The sequence below is a fragment of the Pseudomonas sp. S04 genome (assembly GCF_009834545.1).
Taxonomy (GTDB): Bacteria; Pseudomonadota; Gammaproteobacteria; order Pseudomonadales; family Pseudomonadaceae; genus Aquipseudomonas.
Genome location: NZ_CP019427.1, coordinates 4,485,059 through 4,510,723 on the forward strand (window position 1 = coordinate 4,485,059; position 25,665 = coordinate 4,510,723).

At 52.4% G+C, this 25,665-nt stretch carries 20 protein-coding genes; 7 read left to right on the plus strand and 13 right to left on the minus strand.

The window, feature by feature from the left end; genetic code table 11:
* Positions 1-194 precede the first annotated feature (194 nt).
* Positions 195-2,189, minus strand: coding sequence for a polysaccharide biosynthesis protein (locus PspS04_RS19815; RefSeq protein WP_159997334.1), 1,995 nt, complete (start codon positions 2,187-2,189; stop codon positions 195-197).
* A gap of 1,283 nt (positions 2,190-3,472) precedes the next feature.
* Here PspS04_RS19815 and PspS04_RS19820 point away from each other — a divergent pair.
* The 7 genes from PspS04_RS19820 to PspS04_RS19850 all read left to right on the plus strand — a co-directional run bounded on the left by PspS04_RS19820 (position 3,473) and on the right by PspS04_RS19850 (position 13,605).
* Positions 3,473-4,321, plus strand: a complete 849-nt coding sequence (locus PspS04_RS19820) for an ABC transporter permease (protein WP_159998888.1) — start codon at positions 3,473-3,475, stop codon at positions 4,319-4,321.
* Positions 4,311-5,639, plus strand: a complete 1,329-nt coding sequence (locus tag PspS04_RS19825) for an ABC transporter ATP-binding protein (protein ID WP_159997336.1) — start codon at positions 4,311-4,313, stop codon at positions 5,637-5,639. Before PspS04_RS19820 ends, PspS04_RS19825 begins: the two co-directional genes overlap by 11 nt.
* Positions 5,640-5,650: 11 nt before the next feature.
* Positions 5,651-6,826, plus strand: coding sequence for a class I SAM-dependent methyltransferase (locus PspS04_RS19830; protein ID WP_159997338.1), 1,176 nt, complete (start codon positions 5,651-5,653; stop codon positions 6,824-6,826).
* On the plus strand, positions 6,823-8,868 hold the full coding sequence (locus PspS04_RS19835) for a glycosyltransferase (protein WP_159997340.1): 2,046 nt from the start codon (positions 6,823-6,825) through the stop codon (positions 8,866-8,868). The genes PspS04_RS19830 and PspS04_RS19835 overlap by 4 nt, the downstream gene beginning before the upstream one ends.
* 171 nt (positions 8,869-9,039) lie before the next feature.
* Complete coding sequence (locus tag PspS04_RS19840) at positions 9,040-10,335, plus strand: hypothetical protein (RefSeq protein WP_237234933.1); 1,296 nt, start codon at positions 9,040-9,042, stop codon at positions 10,333-10,335.
* 7 nt (positions 10,336-10,342) lie between these two features.
* Entirely contained in the window at positions 10,343-11,575 is a 1,233-nt protein-coding gene (locus PspS04_RS19845; RefSeq protein ID WP_237234934.1) for a glycosyltransferase, read from the plus strand.
* Complete coding sequence (locus PspS04_RS19850; RefSeq protein WP_159997342.1) at positions 11,572-13,605, plus strand: HAD family hydrolase; 2,034 nt, start codon at positions 11,572-11,574, stop codon at positions 13,603-13,605. The genes PspS04_RS19845 and PspS04_RS19850 overlap by 4 nt, the downstream gene beginning before the upstream one ends.
* A gap of 94 nt (positions 13,606-13,699) precedes the next feature.
* On the opposite strand, the gene PspS04_RS19855 is transcribed toward PspS04_RS19850, so the two are convergent.
* The 12 genes from PspS04_RS19855 to PspS04_RS19910 all read right to left on the minus strand — a co-directional run bounded on the left by PspS04_RS19855 (position 13,700) and on the right by PspS04_RS19910 (position 25,660).
* Positions 13,700-14,725, minus strand: a complete 1,026-nt coding sequence (locus tag PspS04_RS19855) for an MraY family glycosyltransferase (protein ID WP_159997344.1) — start codon at positions 14,723-14,725, stop codon at positions 13,700-13,702.
* Positions 14,722-15,684: a UDP-glucose 4-epimerase family protein gene (locus PspS04_RS19860; protein WP_159997346.1), complete on the minus strand. Its 963-nt coding sequence runs from the start codon at positions 15,682-15,684 to the stop codon at positions 14,722-14,724. The genes PspS04_RS19855 and PspS04_RS19860 overlap by 4 nt, the downstream gene beginning before the upstream one ends.
* Entirely contained in the window at positions 15,681-16,604 is a 924-nt protein-coding gene (locus tag PspS04_RS19865) for a glycosyltransferase (RefSeq protein ID WP_159997348.1), read from the minus strand. The genes PspS04_RS19860 and PspS04_RS19865 overlap by 4 nt, the downstream gene beginning before the upstream one ends.
* Before the next feature lie 68 nt (positions 16,605-16,672).
* Entirely contained in the window at positions 16,673-17,551 is an 879-nt protein-coding gene (gene rfbA / locus PspS04_RS19870) for a glucose-1-phosphate thymidylyltransferase RfbA (RefSeq protein WP_159997350.1), read from the minus strand.
* On the minus strand, positions 17,548-18,441 hold the full coding sequence (gene rfbD, locus PspS04_RS19875; RefSeq protein ID WP_159997352.1) for a dTDP-4-dehydrorhamnose reductase: 894 nt from the start codon (positions 18,439-18,441) through the stop codon (positions 17,548-17,550). The genes rfbA and rfbD overlap by 4 nt, the downstream gene beginning before the upstream one ends.
* Complete coding sequence (gene rfbB, locus PspS04_RS19880) at positions 18,438-19,514, minus strand: dTDP-glucose 4,6-dehydratase (RefSeq protein WP_159998894.1); 1,077 nt, start codon at positions 19,512-19,514, stop codon at positions 18,438-18,440. The genes rfbD and rfbB overlap by 4 nt, the downstream gene beginning before the upstream one ends.
* 210 nt (positions 19,515-19,724) lie before the next feature.
* Positions 19,725-19,967: a lipopolysaccharide assembly protein LapA domain-containing protein gene (locus PspS04_RS19885; protein ID WP_159997354.1), complete on the minus strand. Its 243-nt coding sequence runs from the start codon at positions 19,965-19,967 to the stop codon at positions 19,725-19,727.
* A gap of 27 nt (positions 19,968-19,994) precedes the next feature.
* Positions 19,995-20,291, minus strand: coding sequence for an integration host factor subunit beta (gene ihfB / locus PspS04_RS19890; RefSeq protein WP_007899751.1), 297 nt, complete (start codon positions 20,289-20,291; stop codon positions 19,995-19,997).
* A gap of 170 nt (positions 20,292-20,461) precedes the next feature.
* Entirely contained in the window at positions 20,462-20,743 is a 282-nt protein-coding gene (locus tag PspS04_RS19895) for a hypothetical protein (RefSeq protein ID WP_095168027.1), read from the minus strand.
* A 209-nt stretch (positions 20,744-20,952) separates the two neighbouring features.
* The gene (gene rpsA, locus PspS04_RS19900; protein ID WP_014337228.1) at positions 20,953-22,647 is read right to left on the minus strand and encodes a 30S ribosomal protein S1; all 1,695 of its coding nucleotides are present in this window, start codon (positions 22,645-22,647) and stop codon (positions 20,953-20,955) included.
* 119 nt (positions 22,648-22,766) lie between these two features.
* Positions 22,767-23,456 carry a (d)CMP kinase gene (gene cmk / locus PspS04_RS19905; protein ID WP_159997356.1) on the minus strand — a complete coding sequence of 230 codons (690 nt, stop codon included), beginning with the start codon at positions 23,454-23,456 and terminating at the stop codon, positions 22,767-22,769.
* On the minus strand, positions 23,453-25,660 hold the full coding sequence (locus PspS04_RS19910) for a bifunctional prephenate dehydrogenase/3-phosphoshikimate 1-carboxyvinyltransferase (RefSeq protein ID WP_159998896.1): 2,208 nt from the start codon (positions 25,658-25,660) through the stop codon (positions 23,453-23,455). Before PspS04_RS19910 ends, cmk begins: the two co-directional genes overlap by 4 nt.
* Between the last annotated feature and the right edge of the window lie 5 nt (positions 25,661-25,665).

Here is a 25,665-nt window from a genome sequence, read left to right on the forward strand (position 1 = left end):
CACATCGCTTCACATTCAGACAATAACGAAAATACCCAGCATGCTTCAATGTTGGGTATTTTTTAGTTCCGGCCATTGTTGGATGACCATCCCGTTCGCGCTCACCTAACTAAAACAATAACTTTAATTACTCCTCAACAACCCTCCTGGCAAACAACCCGCCGTTTCCAACGGTATAGTTGCACATACGGGAATCAGGGATCGAGGCGACGTTGCTGATAAATCCAGTCGACGATATCACCATCCGGTGTGTAGCCACTGACTGTATCACGCAGTAACTGACGAACCCGGGAATAGTCATCCTGCTCAACCGCAGCAAGTAGTTCCGTTAGCCTAGCCTTGAGCACATCCCAGGACAGATGATCTTCATTGGCACTCATGATCATTGGATGCTGAGTAGCTGCCACATTGTCACCAATCAGTAACTCTTCGTACAGTTTTTCGCCCGGGCGAAGACCGGTGAACTCGATTGAGATATCACCGTGAATATTTTTCTCCGATCTAACTCTCAAACCCGATAAATGAATCATCTTCTCCGCCAACTCGACAATCTTCACTGGCTCGCCCATGTCCAGCACAAACACGTCACCGCCCTGCCCCATGGAGCCGGCCTGAATTACCAGTTGGGCCGCCTCGGGGATGGTCATGAAATAACGGGTTATTTTCGGATGGGTGACCGTCAACGGCCCGCCTGACTTGATCTGCTTATGGAATAGGGGTATGACTGAACCAGAAGACCCCAGCACATTGCCAAACCGGACCATTGTAAATCGGGTTTTATTTACCCGCGATACGTTGGCCTTATCGCCGAACAACACCGGCGCAACCTCGCGACTCAGCGCCTGAAGGGTCAACTCAGCCAGGCGCTTGGTGCTACCCATCACATTAGTCGGACGTACCGCCTTGTCAGTGGAGATCAGTACAAAGTTAGCAACACCCGCCTGCAATGCAGCCTGGGCGGTATTGAGTGTCCCAATCACATTGTTCAGCACGCCTTCGGCGATATTATGCTCAACCATAGGAACGTGCTTGTACGCGGCTGCATGGTAGACCGTGTCTACATTCCAAGTCTTCATTACATCAAGAAGCTTATGGGGATGACGAATGGAACCGAGAATAGGCAATAACCGGACAGACAGCGACTCGCGGGCAATACGCTGCTCTAGCTCAAACAAGATGCTGTAAAGATTGAACTCACTATGTTCGAACAACAAAAGCGTGGTCGGACCGATGGAAAAGATCTGCCGACACAGTTCCGAGCCAATCGAACCACCGGCCCCCGTCACCATGACCGTCTTACCCTTGATACAGCGCGCCAGCAGATCAGCTTGCGCCGGAACCGAATCGCGCCCCAGCAAATCCGCAATATCAACCTCCTGAATGTCATCGACCGTCACCCTGCCACTGGCGAGATCAGTGAAATTCGGCACACTGCGAACATGAAGCGGAAAGCCTTCCAGGAGATTGAGAATCTCTCGACGTCGCGCTCGAGTAGACGATGGTAGAGCCAGAAGAATCTCTTCAGCCCCCGTCACATCGATCATCTGCTGAATATGCTTGGGCTTGTAAACCTGTAAGCCTGCAATCGAGCGATCCGTAATACTTGTATCATCGTCGATAAAAGCGACAGGCCGCATAACCCGCCCCATACGCAACGCAGCAACGAGTTGATTGCCGGCATCACCGGCTCCATAAATGGCCACTTTGGTCAGACCATCGTCGCGATTGGTGAACGGTACGTGTTGAGCAGCGGTAAACCAATCCCCCATAAAATATTGGCGCATGCAAAGACGCAGCCCACCAATGATGACGAGGCTCAACCACCAGTAGTTGAAGATAATGGAACGAGGCACCACGGCTTCATGGTTACTGTACCAATAGACCACGACCGCAAGGAGCAGTGATGACAGGCTGACGGCCTTGATGATGGCGATCAACGCATCGTTGCCAAAATAGCGCATGACCGCGCGGTACATACCAAAACGGACGAAAAGGGGGATGGCTAAAATGGGGGCGCACACGAAGAGCCAGAAATGGACCTTCAGGGGATTGTACATGCCATCAATGCCCAGACGAACAATGAAGGCCAGCCATAGAGCAAACCAAACCAAGACCGTATCAGTGGCTACCTGTAACAGTCTTTTTTGCCTACGAGGCAGTCCCAGCAAAAAAACTCTAAATTTGTCCATGAACACTTGACCTGCCAAGTCCGCCCCTCATTACTGGATCTGATACAGCATTGTACATAAACATCCCAACCCATCACCGTAAACCTGACGATAGAGATTGCCCAGCGATGGAGGGTCGCAAACGATTATGTACGCCGCCAGTACGCTCAACGACAAAGGTTGCGAACAAAATTGATCCCGCCTCCAACTAACCTAGCAGGTGATCACAAAACCGCTCACACGTCTACATCCCGAGCCTGTCAGACGCCATGCTCGCGGTAATCGCAGGTCGAGCCATGCCTTGACAGCTCGCGGATGACCTCGACGAGCGGCAGGTCTGGCGGAATGGCTTGCGCTTGCGTCTCACCAGGCTTGGCGTGAGCACCTCACCCTCAAGCCGCTCAGCAACAGGCATTAGCGAACATTGTATTTTGCCGAAGAGCGCGACTTACGGTGTCGCAAATTCATCGACGCGCTCCGACTTACGGCCAAAAAATGCTGGCGTAATAGCGTACTCTTCCCTTCGAAATAATCGACCTTCGGCTCAGTGGCAAAGGTCATCGAGAAAAGTGAAAAACACCAAGTCGAACGCGGCCATTCTGGCTATCCAACTCGGCCAGAGCTTCGAGGTCGTCCACGGATTTTCGCGAGCCGCTCGCCATGGAGGAGGGATAGTTTTTTTCACTACTGCACCGGGCGCACGAGGGGCTGGCTCCCTAGAGAAATCGGGCCTCAGAAGCACGGATCAAGCCTCGGCTGAACTCAGGAATCATCAATGGTTACGAATCATTTAGGGGGGTTATACGACTTAATTCGAGGGTGCTACAATTGCTCCCTTACGTTTAGGATTCCATCGCTCCCAAGGGGCGAATGCCTATTATGGTTCAACCAAGAAAAACAACCGCCGAAGGTGCTTTGGAGAGCAGATCTGGAGATCCGCTGGTGAGCCAATTCAACACAGTACGGATTAACGTCAGTACGATGTATTGCCTAGAAAGTATCACCCGTGCGTTATCGCCTCCGAAACAACCTACGGAGGTATCTATTCAGAAAAAGCAAACCTTATCCAAGGTTCCAACCACACCCTACGCTAGCATTGACAAAAGCTTTTTGACGGATCCGCTCGAATCATTTACTACCTACGCCCCCCGCCAACCGCACGGTTTTAGCTCTATACCAGCCCTCGCTGGGATGGTGAGGTGGTTTGCTATACCGGCAACTGGCTCTGCACTGAAACTATGCACGCGGATTATTGACGCAGGCAGAGCAAGCCCCCCCAAAGGATTCAACAAGTGAGTGTATCGATGCAAAAGGCTACGCCGATCAATCCACACAGCAGACATTCAACTTCCCCATTCACCCTGATTTCGTGTTTGTGGCGCAACCGCCAACTCATCCTCCAAATGACAAAACGCGAAGTAGTCGGGCGTTATCGTGGATCGGTGCTCGGCCTCGCCTGGTCTTTTTTCAATCCAGTCCTGATGCTATTGGTATACACATTTTTTTTCGCCGTCGTGTTCAAATCACGCTGGGGGACAGGAGGAACCGATAGCAAGACAGACTTCGCTGTAATATTGTTCGTAGGCATGATTGTTCATGGACTGCTTGCAGAAATTCTTAATCGCTCTCCGAAGCTGATACTTGACAATGCAAACTATGTAAAAAAAGTTGTATTTCCCATTGAAGTCCTACCTGCCATCAGTATATGCGTCGCATTATTTCATGCCACGATTAGCCTCGCTGTGCTACTGGTTGCGTTCCTGATTTTCAATGGTTTCATTCAGTGGACCGCTATATTCATACCGCTGGTAATATTACCACTTGTAATACTTTCACTGGGAGCTGCCTGGTTCCTCGCTTCGCTGGGCGTGTATTTGCGCGACGTAGCCCAAACGATTGGGCTTTTCACCACCGTATTAATGTTTCTTTCTCCCGTTTTCTACCCCGTCACCTCATTACCTGAAGCGGTACGCCCGTGGTTAATGATCAACCCGCTGACCTTCATCATTGAGCAAGCTCGGGAAGTGATGATATGGGGCAAACTCCCGGACTTTCAGGGACTGGCAATTTACACACTTTGCGCAGTATTCATTGCATGGCTAGGTTATATCTGGTTCCAGAAAACAAGAAAGGGGTTTGCTGATGTCCTCTAATGACCTGGCAATTTCAGTTACAGGCGTCTCGAAGGTTTACCATCTTTATGAAAAACCTCAAGACAGACTGAAACAAATTCTCTGGAAAAGCGCTGCCAATCCCAGCGACGAGTTCTGGGCGCTGCGGGATATCAACTTTGATGTAAAGAAGGGCGAGACCGTTGGCATTGTGGGGCGCAACGGCTCCGGTAAGTCCACGCTGTTGCAGATTATCTGCGGAACCCTGACGCCTTCCCATGGCCACGTAGAGCGTCAAGGTCGCTTATCAGCCTTGCTTGAGCTCGGTTCAGGTTTCAACCCAGAGTTTACTGGCCGCGAGAACGTTTACCTGAGCGCCTCGATTCTTGGATTGTCAAAAGAAGAAATTGATAATCGATTTGATAAAATTGCCGGTTTTGCTGACATTGGGCAGTTTATCGACAGCCCTGTAAAACACTACTCAAGTGGTATGTTTGCCAGACTTGCATTCTCGGTATCTGTTCACGTTGAACCCGAAATATTGATCGTAGATGAAATTCTTGCTGTCGGCGATGCTGCATTCCAACGACGTTGCCTTTCGAAATTTTACGAAATACGTGATCGTGGCTGCACCATCCTTTTTGTGTCCCATGACCAATATCAAGTTAAGTCAGTGTGCGAAAGAGCGCTGTACCTCAAAGAAGGCCAACAGATCATGTTCGGTCCTGCGCCTAGAGTCATCGATCAATACATGATCGAAATGGAGGCTCAGGTTGCTCAAAATACTCCAGCTGCATTCACTGCCACGCAAGCAACAGCGACTGTCGAAAGTCACGTCGATTCAGACCCTGCCGAGTCAGGTGCGAGCAAGCCAAAAAGCGTCGCACCTAAAACAACTCTGAGTAGCAGCGAGTCAGCAGATCAACTGTTTAGAATTACGGATGTCCGCCTGACTGACACCGAAGGCACGCCCCTGGATACAGTGACAACCGGACAATCCGTACGTGTGAATTTTGATTTTATCGCGCTGGTGGATGCACCGCCGGAAGAAATCAGTTTCGTCTTCAACTTATATAGACATGATGAACTATATCTATGTGGCGCCACCACATTGATGGATAAAATTCCAGCCTACCGGTCCTCAAGCGCAGGAACCGTATCGATTGACTTTGCAGATCTCCCTCTGTTGAGCGGTCAATACAAGTGGCGGGTAGCAATTAACGACAATGTTGGATTCATAACTTACGCAGAAGCAAAAAATGCGTGCTCGTTCCGTGTTGAAGATAATTTCAAGGCGGTTGGCATGTTAAGCCTTCCGCGACAGTGGAATTTTCAAGCAACCGAACTCAACAGTATTTGAATAGGCCACAAATGGAACGGTTAGATATCAACTCTGCTCCAGAGAGAGCGAACATAGAAGCGTCAATCCATTTCGCGAGATACTCGGTTGCCACGCCCTTTGTTAAAAATAAGCGAGTCCTGGATATCGCCTGCGGCGAGGGTTATGGAAGCTACCTTTTAAAACAGGCTGGGGCTGAAGAAGTAGTCGGCGTAGATGTATTCACTGACGCAGTGAATCGTGCCACTCATTCATTTGGCGGTCCTGGAATTGAGTTTATTGCGGCGGACGCTACAACCATCGAAGGCAGGTTTCCGGCCGAACACTTTGACGTTATCGTTTCATGTGAAACCATCGAACACATTGAAGACCCGGTAGCCTACTTACATTCTCTGAAACGCATTGCAAAAAAAGATGCGATCATTATCATCAGTTGTCCAAATGACTACTGGTACTTTCCGGAAGAGCATCAAAGCAACCCGTACCACTTGCGCAAATACCGATTCGAAGAGTTTCAGGAGCTCGCAAGCAGCGTGCTGGGAGACAACGTCAATTGGAGCATAGGAACCGCGGTCTTCGGATTCGGCTCAACGTCGCTAGATATCGAACGAGACTATGAAACTGTCCCCGATAGCTGGATGAAATTCAATTCAGTCCAAGGTGCATACCTGGTAAACGGCGGCGAGAAGCGGGAATTCAACCCTGAGAACTGCAGCTATTACTTTGGCATCTGGAATGCTTCTGAAATCACTAATGGCGCCGCTGTTTTCCCGGTAAATATGGACGCTTATGCGCGCATGGTACAGGCAATGGACGGTGCACTGCTCGTCGACGAACGGAAGAAGGCGGCGACACTGCTTGGGGATGAACGATTGAAGCTGGAAGCGCTCAACCAGGCTTTAACGACCCTTCAAATGGAAGCTGATGTATTGAAGGCGGACTTGAGAAAAACACGACTTAACTATCAGGCAACGCTGACGGAAAACGAACTAGTAAAAGAACGACTGCATGCATTCAACTCTGCCCAGCACGCGTTGAGTGAAGTAGTGCACGGACTTCAGGCCGAAGTGGCTAAAGTAACTGCTGAGCGTGATCAGATGCGAGTCGGTTATTACCGATATCTGCGTTTGGGAGGACTGATTCCTCGTCCGGTTCGAGCGCTCATGAAAAAAGCCGTAAAAATTGTTCGCAGGAACCCAAATAAATGAAAGTTCTAGGGTTGGATATCATCCCGGGGCTTTCGCGCGGGCTCTACGTTTACGACAATGCGCACGCTCTTCTGGCAACCGATGCATGGCAGGAGACAGGACCGAATATCGGCAGCAGCGGTGAAAACTTAACGATTTCTTTCCTTTCAATGAACCGTTCGTCGCTCTCGATCAAATTGCTCAAGTCCATCGAGGAGTTCATACCACACTTCGCCGGTGAAGCGCTAATCATAGACAACGGCTCTTCAGCGGAAGAAATCGAGCAGATACGCGAAGCATGTAAAACACTGACCTTCCGCACTCGTATTGTTGAACTCGGGCAAAATTTCGGTGTATCAGGCGGCCGCAATAGAACCATTCCGCACGTCACGACGGAATGGTTGATGTGTCTGGATAATGATATCTACTTCACGATGAATCCGCTGAAACAGATCCAGCATGATCTAGCGGTTCTTGGCTGCCATTTCATGAGCCTCCCCTTACTGGATCCAGATGGTCAAACAATTTTCGCCAGGGGTGGTCACGTTTATGTGTCCTATGAAGACGGCGAACTTCATATTGGTGCGGGCAGCGCTTCCCTACAGACAAAAATACAAGACATTATCAGTCAGCCGTTCCTAGGGACCTTTCTATTTGGTGGTGCTTGCGTCGTTAACAAAGACACGTTCGTTCGCGTCGGTAGTTATGACGAGGCAATGTTTGTTGGTTTCGAGGATATCGATTTTTCGGTACGCCTATTCCAGCAGGGCTACAAAGTCGGCTGCGCATCGGTTTGCGCTCTGGTGCATGACCACCCAATGCCTGATTCGGACGCTGATCGCGACTATGAAAAAGAACGTTTTTCTCGTGGTGTCCTTCACAAGTCGGCGATGCATCTTGAAGCAAAACACGGTTTCAAGATATGGGGTGACGCGGTAGACCATTGGCTGCAGTCACGGCATGATGAACTGGGGCTCAATAATGAAGCGGATCACATTTCCGCTCCTGCGAAGACCGTTCCGGCAGAACACAAAAAAACAAAAATAGCCCTGATCATTGATACGGATAACTGGGCATTTGGAAATATTTCCCGACAACTGGAACGTTATTTGAGTGACCGGTTTGATTTTGTTGTAATACCGATGGATATCATCGATAACGTCAACAAAGTATTCATGATGACCGAAGACTGCGACATCGTTCACTTCTTCTGGAGGGAACATCTGACGCTCATTGGTACTCCTTACTACAGGAGCTACGCTGAAAGCCTAGGCATGCCATATGAACTGTTCCATCAGCGTTTCATTGCCACTAAAAAGCTCAGTACAAGTATTTATGACCATCTGCTTCTGAAAGAAGAGGAGCTCAGTGGGCGCGCGCATATTTTTACCGAAGTAGTCGCCGGCTACACGGTGGGCTCTGAAAAATTAGAGCGCATTTATTCCGAAGTGAATGGCTACCCCGAACCCACCTGCGTAATTGAAGATGGTGTCGACCTGAGCAAGTTCATGCCCATGAATATAGAGCGCTTTCAAGAAGTTGGTCAGCGGGAACTGGTTGTCGGCTGGGTAGGAAACAGTAAGTGGGCAGCTGAGCTCGAAGACTTCAAAGGCGTGAATACGATACTCAAGCCAGCAATTGAACAGCTTCAGCAAGAAGGTTTCGCTGTAAAGAGCCTGTTTGCTGACCGCCAGGATCAATTCATTCCCCATGATCAGATGCCGAACTACTACACAAAGATCGATGTCTATGTCTGTACGTCGAAAATTGAGGGTACGCCTAATCCTGTTCTAGAAGCGATGGCCTGCGGAGTACCGGTTATCAGTACTGATGTTGGTATCGTGCCGCAGGCTTTCGGTGAGTTGCAAAAAGCATTTATCTTGCCAGAAAGAACAATTGAAGCACTCAAGGTGAGTATCCGTAAGCTTGTCGAGGAGCCGGCACTACTGACTCGGCTTTCAACTGAAAATATTGAAAGAATCAAGGACTGGAACTGGTCGATAAAAGCTGAAAAGTTTGGTCAGTACTTTGAAAGCCTTACAGCCATCGACAGCCGTACATGAGAATTGAGCATGCCGCTGGCTCGAAACAGCCTTCGGCATGCAAAACGCTTTGAGCTTACAGTTAGCACGGATATCCGAGTATCGCGGTCTATCGGATCTACCTGTCCTACCTGCTATCAACATACCTCAAAACGTCAATCGACATCGCCCCCATCAAACGGAATACATGCAGTGAAAAAAACTCCATCGGCGACGAGTGGCATCAGAAAAACTGGCGTTGAAGGAAGCTCTAACTCGTTCGAACTTTTCGGAGAGATGGCAGACACGCTTCTGTATTGGGTGAGCGAACTGCATCGCACGCTCATCGGCAACGGTGTCAAGCAGGTGTTCTTTCTCTCCAGAGAGGGGCAACCGCTCAAGCAAATGTTCGATCGATATTGCGTTCGCGTGGGAGTTCCGATTCAGAGCCGTTACCTCGAGGTTTCTCGCAGGTCAACGCTGCTGCCTTCTCTGAATACGTTGAGTGAAGAACGGTTCGAAACGCTTTTCAGGCAATATCGGTGCATGTCGCTACTGGAGTTTCTATCGAGTCTTGGGCTGGATGAGTTCTGCGTGGAGCTGTCAGCCTTGCTGGGGCTGACGAACGAACAATTGAATCAAAGGCAAGAGGATTTTCCCGAGAGCGAACTCTTCTACCGCCTGAAGGCGTTACCACGATTCATAGAAATATATGACGAGCAACGGCTGAGTCGTCAGAAGGCTTTTGAACAATATATTTCTGTGCTCTCGGAAGGTGATGTTCCCGAAAATCTTGTGGTCGTAGACGTCGGCTGGAAGGGCACGATCCAGGACAACCTTTATGCGCTGTTGTGCAAGGGACCGGCATCGCCAATCAAATCAGTCACCGGCTACTACATCGGGCTTATAGCACCAGGAGCAGCAGGGGCGGCAAACCTCAAACACGGTCTTCTATTTTCCTCCATTGCGGGCCGTACACCGCGCTTTCATGTATTCAATGAAAATCGTGCTCTGTTCGAAATACTCCTGGCAGCAGATCACGGCTCCGTGGCCAGCTACCTAATTGACACAGATGGCAAGGCCCTTGCCGTCCATGACACGTACCATGAGCAAGAGATGGTGGAGGCTCTGGTGTTTCCTGTTCAGCGCTACCTCTTCGCTCGCTTTGACCAACTGCTGGACGCCATGACACAGCAAGCAGATGTTAAGTCGCTACGTCTTGGGCAAATCGCTCGCAGCCATGCACGCCTGGTCTTCCAGCCTTCACAGCCCGAGATCGACTGGTTTTCTTCAGTATTTCATGTTGAAAACTACGGTGTATTTGAGCGCTCTTTCTTTACTGGCGTACACAAGGTCCCAAGCTTTTCTGCTAGGTTGAAGTTCATGTTCACCGTCCTGAGGCGCAACGGACGAGGATTGCTTGGGTTCTGGCCATGGAAGAAGCTCGATGAGCGGGTGGGCCGCCCAATAGCCAACTTGTATGGACTAATCCGCTATTTTCAGAAGTAGTCATAAATTGAACGATAGAAAAATTTGCTTTCTCGTAGGCTCGATGGCTATCAGCGGTGGCACTTACGTCATCATTCAGCATGCCAGCTACTTGCGCAGACATGGATATGACGTAACGCTGGCAGTTCAGGAGCCTTTTTCGGCAGCGACACTTTCCTGGCATGACGAAGCGCCCAAGCTTCGTTGCCTGCCTATCGAAGAGGCCAAACAAGAATCTTTCGACCTGGTCATCGCCACATGGTGGAAAACCGCTTTTGAGCTTGGCAATTTCGACGCCAGGAGGTATGCGTACTTCGTACAATCGATCGAGTCCAGATTTTATCCTGAATCGGAAATACCCTTGCGGGCTTTGGTGGACGCTACCTACCGCTTCCCCATCGAATACGTGACTGAAGCTACGTGGATCCAACAATATCTGAAGGACGATTTCAATCGGGATACTGCTCTGGTACGCAACGGTATTCGCAAGGATGTGTACTCAACACAGGGCGTAGCCAGCGCACCCCGCCCTACTGATGCGCAACCCAGGATCCTGGTAGAAGGGCATTTTGGTGTTTCATTCAAGAACACGGCTTTGGGTGTTCGATTAGCCAGAGAAGCCGGTGCAAAAGACATCTGGGTGCTGACGGGGTCTCCCATCAAGTGGCTTCCCGGGGTTTCGCGGGTGTTTTCTCGGGTACCAATGGTCAAGACTGCCGAAATTTATCGCTCTTGCGATATTTTGATCAAACTCAGTACGGTCGAAGGGATGTTCGGCCCACCGCTTGAGCTATTTCACTGCGGCGGCACCGCCGTAGTCTTTGATGTTTCCGGACATGACGAGTACATCGTCAACGGAGACAATGCGGTCGTGATCCCCACTGGAGACACTGACAGTGTCGTCAACGTCCTAAAAAAACTCATAAGCGATCGCACGGAGCTTTCACGGCTTCAAGAAGGGGCACGCCAAACGGCCGACAACTGGCCCTCCTGGCATGACTCTTCGGCTCTTTTCTGCGAATGGGTAGAGAAGTGTTTGGAAGGTCCGCTCATGGAAAAGTCTATTTTTACAGAGTTGACGGTAAAAGCATTCAACGAGTACTCAGCTCAAGAAAAACAGCGTCTCAATACAAATCGCTGGGTCGTTCGCCGCCATAAACTCAGCGCGCTTTCCGCCAGACTCCCCGAGTCGCTGAAGCTTCGGATCAAACAACTGGAAGCGGTAGGTGAAGTGATTTTTGGTGGGCGAGAAGTACGATGATCTACAAAATCAAGACAGTTGATGTCTGGGACACCTTGCTTAGAAGAGATTGCCACCCTGAATGCATCAAGCTGGCGACTGCCGCTCATGTCTATTTCGAGCTGCTTGGACACTTCAAACCACCCTATACGGGTTACTGGGATATCTATCGAGCACGGGTAGAGACCGAGGCCCGTCTTGCGCGAGAGGCTCGAGAAGCAAACAAGGACGAAGAGTACGAAATCGTTCATGTGCTCAAAGAATGGCTGAAGACAATACTGCTCTCTTCCTCCGATGAGAGCCTGCCTCAGCGCTTTGCCGACTATGAGCTTTCAGTAGAAGTGCGGCATACTTTTCAGGACCCGGATATCGAAGAGTTTCTCAAGCTGCACTCTGCCGAAAGAACAATATTCCTTTCCGATTTCTACATGAGCTCTGACATGCTCAAACACTTGCTCGAGCAGAAGGGCCTCAGTCATCTCTTCGAGGATGGCGTGAGCTCGTGCGACGTGGGCTTGAATAAACGCTCAGGAACGCTGTTCAAGCATGTACACGAGGTCTTCGGGATCACCCCTCACGAACATGTGCATGTAGGCGATCACCCTTGGTCGGATGTGGAGTCTCCGGCGCAACTGGGTGTTACCGGCATTTCATTCGTGCCGGAAAAATCCCATGCCGACAGGAAAGAGCGAGAGAGCCTGTTTGTTTCGCGTGAAGCGCTGTTCCAACATCTTCGCCAGCTCAGTATCCAAGCAATGGCGCCATCTATACTTGCGCGGCAAAAGACCGAATCGACAGCTTTTCGTTTCGGGGTGGAAGCCGCTCCACTGTTCGTGGGCTTCGCCTTGTGGATCGCCGAACAGGCAATCGCTCAGCGTCTGGATCAAGTATTCTTTCTTACCCGAGAAGGCGAGTTCTTTCGCCGCATATACGAAATTATATTCCCAGATCAGACGCTTTTTGGGCATCAGTTGCCAGCTTATGCGGAGCTTGAAGTCAGCCGGCTCTCTACGTTCGTCGCCTCAATGGAAGATATCTCGAAGGATGAGTTCAATCGTATTTGGCGCTTGAACCGCTCACAAAAAGTTTCCGGACTGTTTTCCACCCTTGGCCTGGAATACTCCAACTTTTCTAATCTATTATCTGAGGTTGGGTTAAAGGCCACGGATGTTATTGAACGCCCCGAGGCAAACGAGTCATTAAGCAAGTTGATTCGGGCCCCGGAATTCACGGCTGCCGTCAACGAAAAAATATTGGAACAACGTGAGCTTTTGAATGAATACCTTACAGAAAAAGGTATTTCGCAGAGCGATAAGGTTGGCCTGGTTGATATTGGCTGGCGCGGAACGATCCAGGATAATCTTGCGCGGATAAAGCCTGCTACACACTTTCACGGGATGTACCTCGGCCTGCGTAAGATGTTAAATCCTCAGACGTCGAACGTTTCAAAATGTGCCTATGGTGCTGATGAAAGGGTTGATGCAGATACAGGGCAGCTGTTTGAAGCGTTTGCTGTACTTGAAATGCTGTGCACTTCAAACTTGGGAAGCGCGGAGAAATACGTGCGATCGCAAGGCAAGGTTACTGCACATCGCAACGTCTGTGCCGAGGAGAATAGTTCCCACAGTGAATTTTCCGTTCACTTTCAGGAAGGTGTCGCACTGGCGGCTCAAGTATGGGGACCGTATCTGGAGCGTTACGTGGTGGGCGCTGCAGAACTGCATGCGTCGGCTGTGCATGTCTGGAAAAAACTCAGTGTCAATCCGAATCCCGACTTGGCAAAGATCTTTATCCAGACCCCTCAGCATGATGTTTTTGGCTTCGGCGATATTTTTCAGAAGAATCAAGCCCCGGCACTATCCACAATCTTTCTTTCACCATTTAGTGGCACGGCGCGCAGACAGGTGATGGACTATATCCGCCGAGTTCAATGGACCTCTGGAATCAAGCATCTCAATGGAATTGGCCCAGTGCACAAGGCCGTACTTATTGCTCTCTTCACATTGGCCAACGCGGTCAAACGCTATCGGATGAAGTCCCGCAAAAGATAGTGCTTAAGTTTGCCAACAGTAACCAACTAACAATCTCTCCCACCAAGGATGAGATTGTTAGTTTGATACAGCAAACAGTCACTCTCACTGCGGCTCAAGAATCAGGCTTTTCCTCAAGCGCTCCAGCGTTGAATAAGCAGACTATAAAGGCCAGCGGAGTGTACGCAAGTAACATCCCCAGCATTTCATTGATCAGTCCCACCCCAACAAAAATCGAAATGGGCAGCAACCAGACAAGATTAATAACAACAACCCCGACCGTTACAACTCGATGGCTCTTAAAGTGACGAGATGCATACTGATAGGCGTGGCTGCGATGCGCCTGAGAAACGTTGTCTCCACGCATTAAACGTCGCAGCAACGTCCAGGTCGCATCCACTATAAAAACACCGAGCAGAATCAACCAACTCCAAAGCAACTCAGGTGCTGTCCAGGCCGCATGAAGCGCCAAACCACCGAGAGTGAAGCCTAGAAACCCACTCCCCGCATCTCCCATAAAAATACGTGCAGGAGGAAAGTTCCAGCATAGAAACCCTGCCACCGCTCCCGCCAAAACGAATGGAACCCATATCAGGTTGGCGTAGCCACCAAGCCAATACAGTACACATGCCCCCAGGCATACGCATATGGCTTCGGCGCTGGCCAAGCCATCAATCCCGTCCATAAAGTTGTAGAGGTTCAGCATCCACACAAGGTAAATCAGTGCGAGAACAATACCGAACCAACCCAAGTCAATTGCCGTACCAAAAAATGAGATAGGCGCGAGTCCGTTGAACCAGAACAGTGCCCAGCCGGCTGCTATGAAATGCCCCAATAGGCGCCATCTAGCAGCAATATGACCATGATCATCGGCGAAGCCAATAATCGCCACTAAAATTCCAGAGCCCAGCAGCCCAGTCAGCAAAGGTATGCCCAGCAGGCCCATAGTGACTAACACCGGCAGCGCTCCTGCAAATGCCAACACAATAGCGACCCCTCCTCCGCGAGGCGTAGGCACCGTATGGGAACTGCGCTCGCTAGGTATATCCATCAAACTTCGGGCCAAGGCATAACGGCGCAGGACAAACGTCAATAACCAGGAACTAGCGAACACCGCAGTTAGCAACCACCAAAAATTCATTTCGTTAGCTTATCCAGATAATAGTCAGCAGTTTTGCGTAATGCATTGTCCACGCTTACCGGGGGACGCCAGTTCAAAACATCACATGTCTTGCTAATATCAACCTGCAATGAGTTGCACAAACGCTGAACAATCGCCTTTTTACCTATGAGTGCAGCACTTAAAGTCAATATCAATGCCGGCACCGGTAGTAACCATGATTTTGAGCCCAAGGCGTGAGCCAGGCGCCGAAGCAGCAACGTTGTCGACAAGTCCTCACCATCACTAACCAGGAATACATTATTCGCCGCCGCGGGATGATCGATACAGGTCACAACGAGATCCACAAGATTTTCAAGCGCCACCAGACTGCGTTGATTATTGATAGCCCCTAATGGCAGGGGTACATTTCGGTACAGCCAGTTCATCATGCTTAAAAAATTCGCTTTCACACCCGGGCCATACACGAGCGGTGGCCTGATGATAACAATCTCCATCCCTGTATTCTGGCCAATTTCCCTCAACGCTTCTTCAGCTTCTTGTTTCGAGATTCCATACGGATCTACAGGTGCTGGAGGGTCGTCAGCTTTAAAAGATGTCCTTGGTGCAGTTTTTTCGCCATTAACCTTGATTGAACTGATAAAAATAAACCGCTTCACCCCCGACTCGGCAGCTTTCTGGGCCAGTCTAGCGGTTCCCTCCACATTAACTTTACGAAATTCAGAAAGGGAATCCGTTGACGCTTCCTTCATCACATGCACTCGAGCCGCGGCATGAATTACTACTTGGACGTCATTCAGGGCAGGCAACGCAGTTTTGTCGTTCAAGTCGAACGGGACTACCCGGCACAAACCAAGTAGTTGTGTAACGCCCCGTACGGCGGCGACAGGCGTGAATTTTTTATCGAATAGAAGCCTGAAAACCAAAGCTTCACCAACAAACCCGCTTGCTCCCGTTACCAAAACTTCTGGACCTTTCATTTAGCTCTATTCCCCATCACCGCGATGGCACAGCAAATAAAAAAGAAGAATACTTTATCGCGGAATCTTCGCCGGCATTTCCAGGCGCTTAAGGAAAGCTTCAATAACTGGCTGCGCCCTAATTCCAACCAGGCACCGACAAATGGATCTCTGTTCTGGCCAACCAACGAGGCGATCAATTGCACTTGAGAAAACCACTGGCCATTATGAATGGTTTTATATCGGGCAATTAGAGGTGTTAGTCCAGTATTAGCCCCCACTTGATTGCTATCGTGCTGACGATAGTGCATGGATGGAACAGGGTCGATGAACCATTTGTAATGGTGACTGCGGGCGAAAGCGTAGCAATACCAATCATGCAAGCCAACGTCCTGTAATGCTTGCCAATTGCAAAGCATGGAGTCCTTCAGCGGGTCTGCCAATCTCTTACTCAATACATAGGTGCAACCGGGTCCAGCAGCCTCAAATAAAAAATCCCAGGCAACCTGTGGCTGCGCCTTGTCCAACAAATGTGTTTTCCCGTCCGGCCAGAAAGCCGTTACATTACTTGAATAGGCGTCGTATTCGCTTGTCAGTAAAGCCTGAGTGGCCCGTGCGAGCTTATCTGAGTGCCAAATGTCATCCTGATCAGAGAACGCGATGAAGTCATAACCTTCAAAGTCGACATCACGGATGAGACGGAAGAAATTACGTGCTGCGCCACCGAAATGGCCGGCAGTAGGCAACAAAACTACGTTGCTGCGCTCAACGGCGAGACTGGCACACCACCCCTCGGTGCCGTCTGTCGAAGGATCAACACTTATATAAACGGTAACATCTACAGCTGACTGATCTAAGATTGAGGAAACTTGCTCTTCAATCCACCGTATTCCGTTGTACGCAGCCAGCAAAACTGCTACCCGTGGATACTTTACTGGCATGCCGATCCTGCTTGCATTGGTTGAACACTTCAAATTGGAAAAAGGACGCTCACAGGTCAGTAAAAACACTAGTCCAGCAGCCTCTGCAGATACTGACCATAGCCAGTCTTCTTGAGACGCTGTGCCTGAGCACTCAATTGCTCTGGGGTGATCCAGCCATTGTTGTAAGCGATCTCCTCCAGACAAGCTACTTTCAGTCCCTGACGCTGTTCGATCGTGCGCACGAAGTGACTGGCTTCCAGTAAAGACTCGTGCGTGCCGGTGTCGAGCCAGGCGAAACCGCGACCGAGCATTTCGACGTTCAGGGTATTCTGCTCAAGATAGGCGCGAGTTACATCCGTGATTTCCAGCTCGCCCCGCTCGGAGGGCTTGATGCCCTTGGCAATCTCGACAACCTGGTTATCGTAAAAATATAACCCTGTAACCGCGTAGTTTGATTTGGGCTTGAGCGGTTTTTCCTCAATGCTAAGCGCTCGCCCCGATGCGTCAAACTCAACTACACCAAAACGCTCCGGATCGGAAACGTGATAACCAAAAACCGTAGCACCGTGTTGCTGGGCGCTCGCCGCGCGCAGATTATCGGAAAAGTGCTGACCGTAAAAAATGTTGTCACCCAGGATCAGACAGCATGGGTCGTTGCCGATAAACTCTTCGCCAATAATGAATGCCTGGGCAAGGCCATCCGGGCTCGGCTGTTCGGCATAGCTTAGCTTGATGCCATAAAGACTACCGTCACCAAGAAGCTTACGAAAACTCGGCAGGTCTTCAGGCGTGGAAATGATCAGAACTTCACGCATACCCGCAAGCATCAGTACCGATAGCGGGTAGAAGATCATCGGCTTGTCATAGATCGGCAGCATCTGCTTGGACACGCCGAGCGTCAACGGGTGAAGTCGAGTGCCTGAGCCGCCTGCGAGGATGATGCCTTTACGATTTGTCGTGGTCATTTATTCAGGACTTCCCTAAGCATTCGGGTTACACCAGTTTGCCAATCCGGTAAGCACAGAGAAAAACTGTCGCGCAGCTTTTGCGTATTCAGACGCGAATTCAGCGGGCGGCGTGCAGGTGTTGGATAGGCCGTGGTATCGATCGGATTGACTGCCGTCACTGCCAGTTGTTCACCCTGGCTGCGGGCGAAATCGATCACATGACTAGCATAGCCGTGCCAGGACACTTCACCACCAGCAGCCAAGTGATAAAGGCCCGCGAGCTCAGGGTTTTGCATGACTTTCTGAACAGCCAGCGCGGTGATGTCTGCGATAAGCTCTGCCCCCGTAGGGGCCCCAATCTGATCAGCGATGATGCTCAAGGTCTCGCGCTCCCTGGCCAGTCGCAGCATCGTCTTGGCGAAGTTATTGCCGCGAACCCCATAGACCCAACTGGTGCGAAAGATCAGGTACTTACACCCGGCCCCAATAATCGCCTGCTCACCGAGCAACTTACTGGCGCCGTAGTGATTGACGGGGGCGACTGCATCTACCTCCGTCCATGGAACCAGGCCCTGCCCGCTGAAGACATAGTCGGTCGAGTAATGAATAAGCCAGGCATCGAGAGCTTTGGCTTCCACCGCCATGACCTGGCTCGCCTGACCATTCACACGGTCAGCCAGTTCGGTTTCGGATTCGGCCTTATCAACAGCTGTATAAGCAGCAGCGTTGACAATGACGTTGGGCTTGACCCGGCGGATTGTCGCGCGCAAGGCCTCGAGGTCGGACAGGTCGCCGCTCAAGCCATCGGAGGCATGACGATCCAGCGCAATCAACTCGCCAAGGGGTGCAAGAGAGCGCTGCAGTTCCCAGCCTACCTGGCCATTTTTCCCCAGCAGGAGGATTTTCATGCCTTGCTCGACCGATCCGCGTAGTTCTGGTCGATCCACTGCTGGTAGCTTCCGCTCTTCACGTGATCCACCCACTCAGTGTGGGTTAGATACCATTCGACGGTCTTGCGGATGCCGGTTTCAAAAGACTCTTGCGGCGTCCAACCCAGCTCACGCTGGATTTTGCTGGCATCGATCGCGTAGCGCTGATCGTGACCCGGGCGATCCTGAACGAAAGTGATCAGGCTGGCGTGCGGGCAATGAGGAGAATCCGGACGCAGCTCATCGAGTAGTGCGCACAGGGCGCGTACGACCTCGATATTTTGTTTTTCGTTATGGCCACCGATGTTGTAGGTCTCGCCAATGACACCTTCGGTCACGACTTTATACAGCGCCCGCGCATGGTCCTCGACATAGAGCCAGTCACGCACCTGGTTACCTTTGCCATACACCGGCAATGCCTTGCCTTCCAGCGCATTGAGAATGATCAGCGGAATCAGTTTCTCGGGAAAGTGGCACGGCCCGTAGTTGTTCGAGCAGTTGGTGACCAGGGTAGGCAGGCCATAGGTACGCGCCCAGGCACGAACCAGATGATCAGAGCTGGCCTTGCTGGCCGAGTACGGCGAGCTTGGCTGATAGGGCGTGGTTTCGGTGAAGAGGTCTTGCGGGCCTTCGAGGTCACCATAAACTTCGTCAGTCGAAATATGGTGAAATCGGAAACTCGCCTTGCGACCATCGTCCAGCGCTGCCCAGTAGTGACGCGCGGCTTCAAGCAGCGTGTAGGTGCCAATGATGTTGGTCTGGATAAATTCGGATGGGCCGCTGATCGAACGATCGACGTGGGATTCCGCGGCCAGGTGCATGATGGCATCTGGTTGCTGTTCACGCAGGACACGATCGATCTGCTCGCGATCACAAATATCGACGTGCTCGAATAGATAACGGGCGTTTTGGCTGACTTCAGCCAAAGACTCAAGGTTGCCCGCATACGTGAGCTTATCGACATTAACGACCGCGTCATTCGTGTTGGAAATGATATGGCGAATGACCGCCGAACCGATAAATCCTGCACCGCCGGTTACTAGAATTTTCACGCGAAAGCATACCCTTGAGTTGCAGACAGCGTCGCTACCGGACGGCCGTCTAATCCATGAATGCATCAGTCGTTTTTTGTCAGGTTCAGTCCGACCGATGTGAGGCCCAATCATTTGCGGACGATTGCTGCAATTTACCGCTCAATCACGACTCACTAATGGATATGGGCACCCTGCAGCCAAAGCCAGGGGCATGCCAAAGGTGCTCCGCTAGGACAGCACCCGCTTTCGCGCCCCCCTGGAAGTACGACCCAGGAACCACCCCAATACAGGCCCTATCACCATCCCCACCAGGAGCGTCAGTACCACAACCACCGACAGTGGGATTTGCGGCCCCGCCCAGCCAAGAAACAGCAAAGATACCGACTGCTGATTTTCCAGCACAAACAGCAGTATCGCCAGCGCCAGCAACAGGACAAAAACGCCAAGCAGTACACGCTTCACGCTACGCATAAGTGATTCCTTGAGTTGCGCAGTCTGTCAAAGCCCCTCCTCCTCTTCTTCATTCACCCGATCCCGAAGCTCTTTGCCCGGTTTGAAATGGGGAACAAATTTTCCATCCAGGCTAACCGATTGCCCGGTCTTCGGGTTGCGTCCTACACGAGGTGCGCGGTAGTGCAGGGAGAAACTGCCAAAACCACGGATCTCGATGCGATCACCGGTGGCCAGGCATTGGGACATTTGTTCAAGCATAGTCTTGATGGCCAGCTCTACATCCTTGGATGAAAGCAGCCCTTGATGGGTGACAATTCGTTCGATCAACTCCGACTTCGTCATATTTTTCCCTTCTTTTTCAAGCAGCTAGATCAGCGCTTCAAAGGTTTTAGCATGCCAGAAGGAATTTGAACAGCCCAAGCATTGACTTATCTGCACGACCACGACCTCACCGATCAATCGAGTTTTTTCAGACATCAAACCCAGACTCACCATACAAATTCACCACACGATTACCTACAAATGACCAGCATAGTGCGCGTAAGGTAACCCGCCGGATTCCAACCAAACGGATAGTCCTGATCCTCCTCCTTGATATCACTGGACCTGGCAACGACCTTATACCCCTGCGCCTTGCATTCCTTGTCTGCGCGCTTGTAGCACCTCTCCCAACCCGACCCAAGCCCCGAACAATCGATCTCGATCCCGCTCACCCCGCGCACCGCATGGGACTTCACGTTAGTGGTACAGCCTGCCAGAACCAGCACAACAAGCACGACGAAGAACCTGTTCATTCGCTTCCTTAGACTGGACGATTTGCCCGACCGCTGTTTGCTTCAGGCTAAGCCTAGCCCAAATAGTGAAATGCTCCGCACAAAGAACCAGACAGCACTGCCCGGGGTTTGTTTCACCGATAACCGACACACCCATCAATCGTCGCAAACTCAAATTCCAGGCACAAAAAAGGGCGACCGAAGTCGCCCTTTTTATGGTCTAACAGAACTTAGTTCTGTTTTTCCATCTGTGCACGCAACAGGTCGCCCAGAGTGGTAGGACCAGCAGCAATGTCAGAGGTAGCTGGCTTGTCGCGCAGGCTCTGGATTGCTTCTTTCTCTTCAGCATCGTCTTTCGACTTGATGGAGAGCTGGATTACGCGGCTCTTGCGGTCAACGCTGATGATCTTGGCTTCTACTTCTTCGCCTTCTTTCAGAACGTTACGCGCGTCTTCAACGCGGTCACGGCTGATTTCGGAGGCTTTCAGAGTCGCTTCGATGTCGTCAGCCAAAGTGATGATGGCGCCTTTAGCGTCAACTTCTTTCACGATGCCTTTAACGATTGCGCCTTTGTCGTTCTCTTGAACGTACTCGGAGAACGGATCGCTTTCCAGTTGCTTGATACCCAGGGAGATACGCTCGCGCTCTGGGTCAACCGACAGGATAACGGTGTCCAGCTCGTCGCCTTTCTTGAAGCGACGAACAGCTTCTTCGCCCACTTCGTTCCAGGAGATGTCGGACAGGTGAACCAGGCCGTCGATGCCGCCGTCCAGACCAATGAAGATACCGAAATCGGTGATCGACTTGATGGTGCCGGAGATTTTATCGCCCTTGTTGAACTGGCCAGAGAAATCTTCCCATGGGTTAGATTTGCACTGCTTGATGCCCAGGGAGATACGACGACGCTCTTCGTCGATGTCCAGAACCATAACTTCCACTTCGTCGCCGACTTGTACGACTTTCGAAGGGTGGATGTTCTTGTTGGTCCAGTCCATTTCGGAAACGTGTACCAGACCTTCAACGCCTTCTTCCAGCTCAGCGAAGCAGCCGTAGTCGGTCAGGTTGGTTACACGCGCGGTAACGCGAGTGCTTTCTGGGTAACGGGCTTTGATAGCAACCCATGGATCTTCGCCCAGTTGCTTGAGGCCCAGGGAAACACGATTGCGCTCGCGATCGTACTTCAGAACCTTGACATCGATCTCGTCGCCAACGTTGACGATTTCCGATGGATGCTTGATACGCTTCCAAGCCATGTCGGTAATGTGCAGCAGGCCATCGACGCCACCCAGATCGACGAATGCGCCGTAATCGGTGAGGTTCTTGACGATACCTTTGACTTGTTGGCCTTCCTGCAGGGATTCCAGCAGAGCTTCACGCTCAGCGGAGTTCTCGGCTTCGAGGACGCTACGACGGGAAACGACAACGTTGTTGCGTTTCTGGTCAAGCTTGATGACCTTGAATTCCAGCTCTTTGCCTTCCAGGTGCGTGGTGTCGCGCACAGGACGGACGTCAACCAGAGAACCTGGCAGGAACGCACGGATGCCGTTAACGTCGACAGTGAAGCCGCCTTTAACCTTACCGTTGATAACGCCCTTGACCACTTCTTCGGCTGCGAAGGCTGCTTCCAGAACAATCCAGCATTCAGCGCGCTTGGCTTTTTCACGGGACAGCTTGGTTTCGCCAAAGCCGTCTTCAACCGAGTCCAGAGCAACGTGAACTTCGTCACCGACGTTGATGTTCAGTTCGCCAGCGTCGTTGTAGAACTGCTCAAGCGGGATGAGTGCTTCAGACTTCAGGCCAGCGTGAACGGTTACCCAGCGAGCTTGGTAATCGATATCAACGATAACACCGGTGATGATGGAGCCTGCCTGAAGGTTCAGGGTTTTTAGGCTTTCTTCAAAGAGTTCCGCAAAGCTTTCGCTCATTTTAATTCCTGTTGATAAGGGCGAAGAATACGCCCATCTCCACACCCCAGACGGTGTGGGTTAGTTTCAATTAAAAGAAGCACCGCAGGACTATGACTGGTCCCCTACGGCCTTCTTGGTCACCCGGCGATATCGCGGAGGGCGATTTCGCTCATGATGCGTTCCAGCACCTGATCGATGGACAACTCCGTGGAATCCAGCTGAATCGCGTCGACCGCCGGCTTGAGCGGGGCTACCGCTCGCTGGGTGTCGCGCTCATCGCGCACACGGATCTCATCTAGCAGACTCGACAGACTAACATCCTCGCCCTTGCCCTTCAACTGCAAATATCGGCGGCGCGCTCGTTCCTCGGCGCTGGCGGTCAGAAAAATCTTCAAGGGCGCATCGGGAAAGACCACCGTGCCCATGTCACGACCGTCAGCCACCAGCCCCGGGGCTTCCTGGAAAGCCCGCTGGCGCTGCAGCAGCGCTTCACGCACAGCCGGCAGCGCAGCTACCTGGGAGGCGCCCGCACCAGCAGCTTCGGTGCGGATCGCGTCGCTGACCTCATCCCCTTCAAGGATGATGCGCTGCAACTGACCGTCGGTCGCCGCGATGAACTGCACATCCAGATGAGCGGCAAGTTTCTTCAGCAATTCCTCGTTGGTCAGGTCGACCCCGTGGTTGCGCGCAGCGAACGCCAGCAAACGGTACAACGCACCGGAATCCAGCAGATTCCAGTTCAGGCGCCTGGCGAGCATGCCGGCAATAGTGCCTTTACCCGAACCACTTGGCCCGTCGATGGTGATAACTGGAGCAATGTTGTTCACGACTGAGCCTCTTGGGCAACGCGGATACCGACCTGCGCGCACAACGCGAGGAAATTCGGGAAGGAGGTGGCGACGTTGGCGCAATCATGGATGCGGATCGGCGCATTGGCACGCAGCGACGCCACACTGAAGGCCATCGCAATCCGATGATCACCATGACCGTGGACTTCGCCACCACCGATCTGGCCGCCGTCAATGATAATCCCATCCGGCGTCGGCTCACACTTGACGCCCAGCGCCAGCAGACCGTCGGCCATGACCTGGATCCGATCAGATTCCTTGACCCGCAGCTCTTCGGCACCGCGCAGGATAGTCCGGCCTTGCGCACAAGCTGCCGCCACGAACAGTACCGGGAACTCGTCGATGGCCAGCGGCACCAGCTCCTCGGGAATCTCGATGCCCTTGAGTTGAGCCGCGCGCACGCGCAGGTCAGCCACCGGCTCGCCGCCCACTTCGCGCTGGTTTTCCAGGGTAATGTCGGCACCCATGAGACGCAGGATATCGATCACCCCGGTGCGGGTCGGGTTGATGCCGACGTGCTCCAGCACCAGCTCGGAACCTTCGGCAATCGAAGCGGCGACCAGGAAAAACGCCGACGAGGAGATATCGCCCGGCACTTCGATGTGAGTGGCCGTCAGCTTGTGGCCGGACTCGACCGAAGCGGTTGCGCCCTCGACAGTTACCGGATAGCCGAAGCCACGCAGCATGCGCTCGGTATGGTCACGCGTTGGCGCAGGCTCGGTGACCGTGGTCTGGCCTTCGGCGTACAGACCAGCCAACAGCAGGCAGGACTTAACCTGGGCGCTGGCCATCGGCATGGTGTAGGTCAGGCCCTTGAGGGCATGACCACCACGAATGATCATCGGCGGACGGCCTTCAGCGGCGGTTTCGATCACCGCACCCATTTCCCGCAGCGGATTGGCCACGCGATTCATCGGGCGCTTGGACAACGAGGCGTCGCCCGTCAGGGTGCTATCGAAGCTCTGCGCAGCCAGAAGGCCAGACAGCAGGCGCATCGAAGTGCCGGAGTTGCCCAGGTAGATCGGGCCAGGCGCCGGTTTCAAGCCATGCAGGCCCACACCGTGAATGGTCACACGACCATGGTGCGGCCCTTCGATGACCACCCCCATGTCGCGGAAGGCCTGCAGGGTCGCCAGGGCATCTTCGCCCTCGAGGAAGCCTTCGACTTCGGTGACACCCTCAGCCAGCGAGCCGAGCATGATCGAACGGTGGGAAATCGATTTATCGCCCGGTACACGAATCCGCCCAGTCAGGCGGCCACCAGGTTGTGCCAGGAAAATCAGGTCGTTGGAGTTCATAGCGTCCACATAGGCCCGGCGGGCCAGGATTTTACTGAAATGCTCGCGGGCAACCCGGGCGCGAGTGAATACGCCCAACAATTGGTGCCCGTCCCCTGCATCGACCGCGTCGCGCAAGGCGTCGAGGTCGCTGCGAAATGTATCGAGTGTGCGCAGCACCGCTTCCCGGTTAGCGAGAAAGATGTCGTGCCACATCACCGGGTCGCTACCGGCGATTCTTGTGAAATCGCGGAAGCCGCCCGCAGCGTAACGGAAGATCTCAAGATTTTCATTGCGCTTGGCCAAAGAGTCGACCAGACCGAACGCCAACAGGTGCGGCAGATGGCTGGTTGCGGCCAGCACTTCATCGTGGCGCTCGACCTGCATGTGCTCGACATCGGCACCCAGTTCGCGCCACAACGCATCAACCACCGCCAGCGCAGCCGGATCGGTTTGCTCAAGCGGCGTAAGGATCACCTTGTGCCGGCGGAACAACTGGGCATTGGAGGCCTCAACCCCGCTCTGCTCGGAACCGGCAATCGGGTGCCCCGGCACGAAGCGTGGCGGCATGCCGCCGAACGCCTGGGTTGCCGCGCGTACCACATTGCCCTTGGCACTGCCGACATCCGTCAGGATCGCTGCGCCCAGGTCCATGCCCGCGAGCAACGCCAGGAGTTTCTCCATGGCCAGGATCGGCACCGCCAACTGAATGACGTCCGCACCGACACAGGCGGCCGCCAGGTCATCTTCACAGCGGTCGACCACGCCCAGTTCTACGGCAAGCTTGCGTGATTGCGGATCGAGATCGACCCCCACCACCTCACGGCAAATGCCGCTTTCGCGCAAGCCCTTGGCAAACGAACCGCCGATCAGCCCCAGGCCGACCACCACCAGGCGGCCGATCACCGGCA